Source organism: Pseudoalteromonas sp. SG44-1 (assembly GCF_014164315.1).
Taxonomy (GTDB): domain Bacteria; phylum Pseudomonadota; class Gammaproteobacteria; order Enterobacterales; family Alteromonadaceae; genus Pseudoalteromonas; species Pseudoalteromonas rhizosphaerae.
This window is the reverse complement of the sequence record NZ_JACJEW010000253.1, coordinates 1-392: the sequence shown is the minus strand read 5'-3', so window position 1 is coordinate 392 and position 392 is coordinate 1. Positions and strand designations below refer to the sequence as shown.

1 protein-coding gene is annotated in these 392 nt (G+C 53.3%); it reads right to left on the bottom strand.

Annotation, left to right across the window (positions count from 1 at the left end):
- Positions 1–392 (bottom strand): Ig-like domain-containing protein (locus tag H5187_RS25280; RefSeq protein ID WP_259401780.1); only part of this gene is annotated, 392 nt, incomplete at both ends.

Here is a 392-nt window from a genome sequence, read left to right as displayed (position 1 = left end):
TCGTTCGTCGCAGCCAACGGATCAATATCAAAGGTTGGCGCAAGAGTATCGATCACTCCGCCATTTTCTGTGTCGCTAGCGGTATTGCCGGCGGCATCGGTGACGCTGGCATCAACAACAAAAGCACCTTCTGCAAGCGGGGTCGGTACATCCACCGACCAACTGCCATCTGCAAGTACTGTCGCCGTTAAGGTTTGTATATCACCATTGGCATCGGTGACTGTAATGCTCACCAACCCACCTATTTCATCACTGCTGCCAGTGATGGTAGGCGTGCTGTCGTTGCTATCAGCCAACGGGTTGATATCAACCGTCGGTGCAAGAGTATCGATCACCCCACCATTTTCTGTGTCACTGGCGGTATTGCCGGCGGCATCGGTGACACTAGCATC